General features: G+C 37.3%; 6 protein-coding genes and 2 pseudogenes. 5 read left to right on the top strand and 3 right to left on the bottom strand.

Annotation, left to right across the window (positions count from 1 at the left end):
• Positions 1–27: 27 nt before the first annotated feature.
• Both ACM0OS_RS27190 and ACM0OS_RS27185 read right to left on the bottom strand, forming a co-directional pair.
• Positions 28–528: a hypothetical protein gene (locus ACM0OS_RS27190; RefSeq protein WP_414546294.1), complete on the bottom strand. Its 501-nt coding sequence runs from the start codon at positions 526–528 to the stop codon at positions 28–30.
• A gap of 347 nt (positions 529–875) precedes the next feature.
• Complete coding sequence (locus ACM0OS_RS27185; protein WP_414546293.1) at positions 876–1,661, bottom strand: phosphate ABC transporter ATP-binding protein; 786 nt, start codon at positions 1,659–1,661, stop codon at positions 876–878.
• 1,435 nt (positions 1,662–3,096) lie between these two features.
• Between ACM0OS_RS27185 and ACM0OS_RS27180 the strand changes: the two genes are divergently transcribed.
• From ACM0OS_RS27180 to ACM0OS_RS27165, 4 genes and pseudogenes are all read left to right on the top strand, one after another.
• Complete coding sequence (locus tag ACM0OS_RS27180) at positions 3,097–4,605, top strand: UbiD family decarboxylase (protein WP_414546292.1); 1,509 nt, start codon at positions 3,097–3,099, stop codon at positions 4,603–4,605.
• A gap of 47 nt (positions 4,606–4,652) precedes the next feature.
• Entirely contained in the window at positions 4,653–5,186 is a 534-nt protein-coding gene (locus ACM0OS_RS27175) for an SH3 domain-containing protein (protein WP_414546291.1), read from the top strand.
• Between the two features lie 105 nt (positions 5,187–5,291).
• Positions 5,292–5,393 (top strand): annotated as a pseudogene (locus tag ACM0OS_RS27170) (DUF4058 family protein); the annotation flags it as partial.
• 184 nt (positions 5,394–5,577) lie between these two features.
• A complete protein-coding gene (locus ACM0OS_RS27165) occupies positions 5,578–6,588 on the top strand; it encodes an RNA-guided endonuclease TnpB family protein (protein WP_414546290.1) in 1,011 nt (336 codons plus the stop codon).
• Between the two features lie 53 nt (positions 6,589–6,641).
• On the opposite strand, the pseudogene ACM0OS_RS27160 reads toward ACM0OS_RS27165, so the two are convergent.
• Positions 6,642–7,130: pseudogene (locus tag ACM0OS_RS27160) on the bottom strand (iron-containing redox enzyme family protein); the annotation flags it as partial.
• Positions 7,131–7,439: 309 nt separating this feature from the next.
• Between ACM0OS_RS27160 and ACM0OS_RS27155 the strand changes: the two are divergent.
• Entirely contained in the window at positions 7,440–9,095 is a 1,656-nt protein-coding gene (locus tag ACM0OS_RS27155) for an IS1634 family transposase (protein WP_414546289.1), read from the top strand.
• Positions 9,096–9,189: the final 94 nt, after the last annotated feature.

Here is a 9,189-nt window from a genome sequence, read left to right as displayed (position 1 = left end):
CAGTCAGACTCCTGGTATACAAGCGGTTCAAGACTTTTCTGCACCACTAAGGGTACACACTGTAGTTAAAAATTGTTCTGCTGTAGTGTTAAGTCGTAAATTTTCTGCATCTAGTAAAAGAATAGCAATACCTGAAGAAATAAAAGTTTTTTGTTCGTTTTTTAATACTTGCACATTACTAAAGTTATTTTGTTTATTTAAAATCAGATATCGACTTAATTCAATAATAAATGATTCTAACTCTTGGAAGGCTGGGGAAGTAAAAAAAAGTGGAACTAACAAAATTTCCAAAAATTCTTTAATCTTTGGTAAGAATATTCGATAATCTACTATATTACTAATTTTTTTGTTGATTTCAGTAATTAGTGCAGATTGATATTTAGGATGACTCCAATTAATATTGTGGTATTTGACAGTAACTAATTCAGGATGCTGTTGTACAATCGATACAATCTTATCAGCAATAGATGCACTTAGCCGCTTTATTTCCGAATCATCAGTCTTGAGTAACTTTTCGTCATTTGTCATATTTTTTATTTTATCTAAAATAACCTAGTTTAGCCCATTATTTCAGGTAATTTATACTATGTTATATCTAGATAAAAACCATATGTTAACCGTAAAACTGCCTAAAGTAACAATAGATACTTAGTGCTAACACAAACAAGGTAAAGACTAATAAATACTATAGGTCTACTATCTGATTTTTATTGGTGTAGCCTAAGCTTTGCACAGACAGGTAAGTTGATGTAGCTGTAGCTTAATGCACCCTAAAATACTTAATTTTTTTTTATACATCAAACCTGATGCCTATATATAATTGATTTCCAAGTAACATATGTCAAGAAGTAACTAAATTTTTCATCAAGAAACTATCAAGCAATACGGGCAAAAATATAGTCGCGGGTACGAGAATCGACAGGGGTGGTAAATATTTTTTTAGTAGCACCAAATTCAACCATTTCACCAATGCGATTTTCGTTGTTTTGAAAAAAAGCTGTAAAGTCAGATAAACGAGTGACTTGTGGCAAATTGTGGCTAACAATTACCATTGTCAATTCTGAGCGTAAACGCAAACTTTGAATCAAACTTTCAACTTTAACGCTGGCAATGGTATCAAGGGCAAAACAAGGCTCATCCATAAGGATAATTTGTGGCTTGACTGCTAAAGCACGAGCAATACAAAGTCGCTGTTGTTGACCACCAGAAAGATCTAAAGCGGATTTATGCAATTTATTTTTCACTTCATCCCAGAGGTCGGCATCTTTAATGGCAGATTCTACAATTTCGTCTAGTTCTGCTTTCGGGCGCCACCCGACTATTTTCACTCCATAAGCTACATTATCGTAGACGCTCATGGGAAAAAGATTTGGCTTGGAGAACACCATACTAACTTGGCGCCGTAACCGATTTAAGTTAACTCGACGCTCGTAAATATTTTGATTAAAAAATTCTACTCTACCCTCAACCCGCGCTTCAGGCTCTAGTTCAATCATGCGATTGAGGCATTTCAAAAAAGTAGATTTTCCACAACCACTAGGGCCGATAATTGCAGTTACTTTACCCTGATAAATATCCATTGATACCCCTTCTAGTATCTTTTGGGTATGGTAATAAAAGCTGAGGTTTTTGACTTTGATAGCTGGAATTAATTTATTCATGCTAAATAAATTGGGCAATAAATACTTACTAAACAAAGTAGTTAAGCTAAGTGAGGCTGTTTTGTTATTTGTGAAGTCAATATAGACTCGTAATTATTCCGAGTAAAGTAAGGCTAGATTCATTGATAGCTAACCAGCAGTATCTAGTAGATATTTACATCAAAATTAACGCTTATATGGCATATGTTAACTAAAAGAAAACCGCTCATTTCAAAGTTAGATCAAATCCGTTACATTGATTGCATCAAGTTAAAATTCAGCAAATAACATTACAGCAATTTTTTAATCACCTAAATTCAGTTCAACTAAAATAATCGATTTATTGCTTTCGATTGTTATGCATTATCTCATGGCTTGGAACTGCAATCAGGAGAATCATGGCCTTACAAGCATCATTCTATAAATACTAGTAGAATTGCGGAATGCCTTTAGATAGAGCAAGACCACAGAATGGCTACTTTCGTAGTCTAAACATTACTAGCCCAGATTGTCGATATGTAAATATATTGAATACACACACCAGCAACACTAGTTTTAGTCGGCTTTATTTGCAAAGCGTTCCCTCGCAAAAAAAATAGGAAGTAGCTTAAAACCCTAAAACCCACAAGGGGTAAGACTTTCAGTACAATGGGAATCACCGCGCCAGTCTATCTGTCCTTTGTTTAAGAGTTTTCTATATCTAGGAGTAACGTTAATCACTCAAATCAGAAATTTGTGAAATCTAAAACACAAGGAGCTTGCTGTATTTTGTGGGTGGATATGAATTGAAAAGCAAATAAACAGCTATTGGCTGCTTGTATAAATTATTTGATGAGAAATGATCTGAATTTTACTGAAAATTTGGCGCCAATAAATTGTAAATACTCTACCCAAGAAGGTTAAACCCTGTTTAACCAAAAATTAACCTTGAACTCCAATTGTCACGTCACTTTTTTAACAGTGAATATATTGTACATTCACTAAATTATTAATCCCAAAAAACCAGTGTACCTTTGAAGTAATGAGGCGCAAATCTTATGTGCAAAAAAAACTGAATTAACTTTTAATCATCCATCTCAGTCAAAAACAGCAGATTACGTTAGCGGTCTTTTTGATTAAAAATAAAACTAGCAGGGATCACATTACAAGACCACCTGCCAGGAAGATATCGTATATTCTCGCCATGTTTGATGAGGGTAGTGCTTATTTGTCACAAATAATGCCTATCCTTGAATACAATAGCTGAGTTGTCGCTACTTGGGGTTAAGGAAAGCTCTCTAGTGGGTTAATTTACCGTTAAAGTTAAATGAGTATCCGGGGAGTTGGGGGAGAGTTTTTTCTGCTTCTGGAATTTTATCAGGGAGGGTAAGCTGGCTGTGGCAGCCTAGTTGTGACTAATAATGAATAAGATAAGAGAATGCTTTACATTTCTTAAATATTCCAATTTATTAGCACAATGGCAAGAGACTTACGAGGATTCATCAAGATTCTGGAAGAAAAAGGACAATTAAAGAGAATTTCCGCTTTAGTTGACCCAGAGTTAGAAATTGCGGAAATTTCCAACCGGATGCTGCAACAAGGTGGGCCAGGGTTGTTGTTTGAGAACGTCAAAGGTGCATCGTTCCCGGTAGCTATAAATTTGATGGGAACCGTGGAGAGGATATGCTGGGCGATGAATATGCAGCATCCAGAGGAGTTGGAAACTTTGGGGAAAAAGCTGAGTATGCTGCAACAACCAAAACCGCCCAAAAAGATTTCTCAGGCGATAGACTTTGGCAAAGTGCTGTTTGATGTAGTGAAGGCGAAACCGGGGCGAGACTTTTTCCCGGCTTGTCAGCAGGTGGTAATTCAAGGCGGTGATTTAGATTTAAATAAGTTGCCCTTGATACGTCCTTATATAAATGATGCTGGCAAGATTATCACCCTGGGATTGGTAATTACCAAGGATTGTGAGACAGGTACGCCCAATGTGGGTGTGTATCGTCTGCAACTGCAATCTCAAAATACCATGACCGTTCACTGGTTATCTGTGCGGGGTGGGGCGAGACATTTACGCAAAGCTGCGGAACGAGGTAAAAAATTAGAAGTAGCGATCGCACTGGGTGTAGATCCTTTAATTATCATGGCAGCAGCTACGCCCATCCCTGTAGATTTATCAGAATGGTTGTTTGCGGGGTTGTATGGTGGTTCGGGTGTGCAGTTAGCCAAGTGTAAAACTGTGGATTTGGAAGTTCCCGCAGATTCCGAATTTGTCTTAGAAGGGACAATTACACCAGGGGAAGTCTTACCAGATGGGCCCTTTGGTGACCACATGGGTTATTACGGCGGCGTGGAAGATTCACCATTGGTGCGTTTCCAATGTATGACCCACCGCAAAGATCCAATTTACTTAACAACATTTAGCGGTCGTCCACCCAAAGAAGAAGCGATGATGGCGATCGCACTCAATCGCATTTACACTCCGATTCTGCGCCAACAAGTATCTGAAATTGTCGATTTCTTCTTACCAATGGAAGCTTTAAGTTACAAAGCGGCGATTATTTCCATTGATAAAGCCTATCCAGGACAAGCACGACGGGCGGCTTTGGCGTTTTGGAGTGCTTTACCACAATTTACTTACACTAAATTCGTGATTGTTGTGGATAAAGATATAAATATTCGTGATCCGCGTCAAGTGGTGTGGGCCATTAGTTCCAAAGTTGACCCCACAAGAGATGTGTTTATTTTGCCCAACACACCTTTTGATACCTTGGATTTTGCTAGTGAAAAAATTGGTTTAGGTGGACGCATGGGCATAGATGCTACCACGAAAATTCCACCAGAAACTGATCACGAATGGGGTGCGCCTCTAGAGTCAGATCCAGATATAGCCAACATGGTAGACAGACGCTGGGCAGAATATGGTTTAGCGGATTTAAACTTAGGGGAGGTTGATCCGAATTTGTTCGGTTACGATATGCGGTAGAAATCCGATACCAGCAATAATGCTGGTGTCCAACTACCAAAGAAACTATGAGAAAAACAATAACAAAACCTTCCTTTCCACTAGTGATGGGCTTCACACTGAGTTGTCTGAGTGTATTTATTCATAGTGGTGTGATTAATCAAGTAGTTTTTGCCCAATCTTCTTTAGAATCTTGTGATATTCTGGCTTACGTCATCGATCCAGATCCCCAAGGTCTAAATGTGCGAAATGGTGCAAGTGCCAAAAATAAAATTCTGGGTCAAATAATCATCAACGAAACATTGCAAATTGTCGCTGCGGTTGGCAATTGGGTACAGGTTACTAACGTGAGTAATGGTTTTCAAGGAACTGGTTGGGTGTTTGCACCAAAGTTAGGCATATCAACTCGCGGGTATGGTAATAACGGCGTGGAACTTTACAGCAGTAGCAATATCGAAAGTCCAAAAATTGCTAAAGTTCCTCCCAATGCCAATGTCACCTTGTTAAGCTGTCGAGGAGATTGGGCGCGGATAGAATATGAAGGTGTGAAAGGTTGGTTGGCAAGGGAAGATCAATGTGGTGCAGCCTTAACCACTTGTTAGTTACTCATCAAGAAGACTTGCAGTTGGGGAAAGCTGACTCAACCTTGTTTCGCTACGATGTAAGGTAGTATTCCATATTTCGCAATTCATTTTGAGGTGTTGTGTATGCCTTCTCCATTTCCAGGAATGAACCCGTATTTAGAACATCCGGGTGTGTGGACAGGAGTACATCACTTATTGATAAGTGAAATTGCTAGATTTTTATCATCTTTGCGGGAAGACCCCATACGCAGCGTTCGCGTAGCGTGCCGTAGGCATAGCGGAGTGTGGGGGACGGCAGTTGCTACAACGGGGGGAACCCCCGCAACGCACTGCCTCATGAAAGCAAAGCCAAGGGCTAGGGTACTTAACTAATTAACTTAAATTGGATAAGTATTGTATAGTAAGCACTATGGGAAACAAAGCTTACAAATTCCGACTGTATCCAAATAAAGAGCAATCTGCATTTTTGGCAAAATGTTTTGGTTGCTCTAGATTTGTGTATAACCATTTTTTGAGACTCACAACAGATGTTTACGCCGAGTCTAAAAAATCTCTGCGTTACAAAGAATGGGCAAAGCTTTTAACAGGCTTAAAGTCAGAATTTGAATGGCTTAAAGAAGTTAATTCCCAAGCATTGCAGCAAACTCTTAAAGATTTAGAGTCAGCGTTTGTCAGATTTTTTAAAAAATTAGGAGGATTCCCAAACTTCAAAAAGAAAAGTAATCGACAATCATTTAGAGTGCCACAATACTTTTTGATAGACAATAATGGGTTTTTCAAACTACCTAAAACGACACCTATCAAAATGGTCATTCATAGGGAACTACTAGGAACACCAAAAAGTATCACCATATCTAAGACACCATCTGGAAAATATTACGCATCAATAGTAACTGAGCAAGATATTCCTCACGCACCTTTGAATGGTGACAAGATTGGTTTGGATTTAGGGATAAAGGAGTTTGCAATTACTTCCAAGGGTGAGAAATTTGAGAACCCTAGATATTTTCAAAAATCCTTGCGCCGACTCAAAATCAGACAAAGGAGATTAAGCAGAAAAACTTCATGTTCTAACAACCGCAGCAAAGCTAGATTGGTTGTAGCTAAAATTCATGAAAAAGTGGCTAATCAACGGCAAGATTACCAACACAAAATTAGTCGGAAACTGGTATCCAAGAACCAAAGAATATCAGCAGAAAGTCTAAATATTAAAGGGATGGTAAAAAACCGTAAATTAGCCAAACAGATAAGTGATGTAGCGTGGGGCAATTTCCTCACCATGTTGGAATACAAAGGGGATATCGACGGGTGCGAAATTCACTACGTAGATAGGTTCTTCCCTAGTTCTAAGAGATGTTCCAACTGCGGGTACATTAAGCAAGACTTAACAAGCGAGTTATTACGCAAAAAACTGTTCTAGATGCTAATGAGTATCTAGATAAGGTGAGATATGTCCAACTAATTAGAGGTAATTTATTCTCTGGGGACAGCAGTTGATTCAGCTTGGCGTATTGATTGCACAACAGCTTTAGCGGCGCGATCGCCCATGAGTTTTTCTTGGTCGTACCCTAGTAGCAATTCCCAAGCATCATCGGGATATTGTTCTACTAAAGGTAAAGCCACATCATCCAACATCCATTGTCCGTGTCGTTCATCTTCTTTAATGTGCAGTTCCCAATAACCCATAGCGGCTGTGGACAATCCCAGGCGTTGCGCTGCTGCAAGATAGTTTCTGTAAGCGCCAGGCCCAGCTACCTCAAAATAAGTCAACCCGCCACCATAACGCAAGAAATAGCGTTTGCGCTCAGTCAGCAAAAAGTTATGATTAGCACAAGCTAGAACTTCCCACGGTACTAAATCAAAATACGCCTCTGGTTGACAATTCATGCCAAATTCAGCCAGCATTTGGGCAAAAAATGTAGAATGCTTGCGAGATAAGCGACCATTACCGTACTCTTCTAGCCCACATTCCGCACCCACAACTGTCACACCCCAAAGAAACGGATATATCTAGTACATAGGAACTAATAATTGAGAAAATTGACTAGAATTTATTACAGCTAAATAGGAATTATTATGATTAACTTAGATATACAGTTAATAAATACGACTAAGTACAAAATTTGAGTTCTTAGGTGATTTTGATGTCAAAATTGGTTCAAAATCATTGAAAGCTTTATCCGCAATGACTATAAAAAGATAAAAAAACGTTTTAAACCAACATAATCAGGAGAAAATTTCAACAGATATTTTTGTGGAATTTTGGTTGCCATGTTTAGCGCTAAAGACCTGGAATTGAAGAAGATTGACCATTTAGGGATAGTAGCAGGAATAGTAGATTCAATTGGGATAGTAGAAATAATTAATAATTTCCTGGGGTCAGAGCCAGGAGAAAAAGTCAGTGCGGGTCAGGTGGTAAAGGCAATGATTTTAAACGGCTTAAGCATGATGTCACAGCCTTTATATATGTTCCCAAAAATCTTTGAATCAATCGCTTGTGAACACTTGATTGGTGCAGGAGTAAAAGCAGAATACCTCAATGATGATAAGCTGGGGAGAATCTTAGATAAATTATTTATAAAAGGACTAGATACAGTATTTTTAGGAATCAGTTTAAATGCTGTAAAAATATATCAGATATCACTCTCATCATCACATTTAGATTCAACATCATTTCATGTAGATGGAGAATATGAATATAGTTTACCAGAAGTAATCTTTAATAATCAAAAACCATCAGATTACTTAGGAAAAGAAAATGAAGAAGAGAAATCACCTCAAGCGATAAAACTAACCTACGGTTATTCCCGTGACCATCGTCCAGACTTAAAACAATTTATTACAGAATTAGTATGTTCAGGAGATGGAGATATACCAATATATATCAAATCAGTATCAGGAAATGAAGTTGATTCAAAAAGGTTTGGAGAAATCGCAGTCGAGTATCAGAAAAGAATACAAGTTGATAGTTTAATAGTAGCAGATAGCGCATTATATACAGAATCAAATATCAAGTTAATGTCGAGTATGAAATGGTTGACGCGAGTACCATTGACGATAAAATTAGCAAAAAGCTTAGTAAGGAGTTTAGCAGAATCGGAATTTGTGAAAAGTGAAAAAACAGGATATTCATACGCCCAAAAGAAAATAAATTATGGAGATATAGAACAAAGATGGTTAGTTATACAAAGTCAAGAGAGAAAAAAATCTGACTTAAAGAAGTTCTCAAAGGAAATAGAAAAAGCTTTGATAAATACTCAAACTAAGTTAAGAAAACTAGCACAAGAAAAATTTGCTTGTGTTGCTGATGCCAAAAAAGAATTAAGCAAAATAAGTAAAGCATTTAAATATCATCAGATAAAAAATATCGAGATTATCGAAAAAATTCCTGATATTAAAGAAGAGAAGCAATCGAAATACTATCAAATTTCAGCAACTGTTAGTGAAAATAAAGATGTTATCGACCAAAAAATCTTAAGTGCAGGAAGGTTTATAATTGCCACAAATGTTTTGTCAAATAAAGAACTGAGTAATGAAAAAATGCTGTCTGAATATAAAGCACAGCAATCATGTGAAAGAGGATTTAGTTTTCTCAAGAATCCTTTATTTTTAGCAGATAGTATTTTTCTAAAAAGCCCAGAAAGAATAGAAGCATTAGCAGTGATAATGGGGTTGTGTTTGCTGGTTTACACTTTAGCGCAAAGAGAAATTAGAGCAGCTTTAAAATCCTTAAACTATACTGTAAAAAATCAATTAGGAAAAGCCATAAATAATCCAACTATGCGGTGGATATTTCAATGTTTTCAATCAGTTCATCTTGTTACTTTTCAACAAAAAACAGAATTTTATAATTTGACATCTGAAATGAAGTACATTCTCCTATTCCTCCCAGAAGCTTGCCGTAATTACTATAGATATATAAGTTGATTTATCAATATTATTAATATTTTAATTAGACCATTTAGCTCCTTAGTGGTGCAGAAAAGTCTTGAACCGCTTGTATACCAGGAGTCTGACTGAG

Source organism: Nostoc sp. CCY0012, assembly GCF_963920855.1.
Lineage (GTDB): Bacteria > Cyanobacteriota > Cyanobacteriia > Cyanobacteriales > Nostocaceae > Cyanocohniella.
Note: the sequence above shows the minus strand (reverse complement) of the source record. Positions and strands in the feature narration are given on the sequence as shown.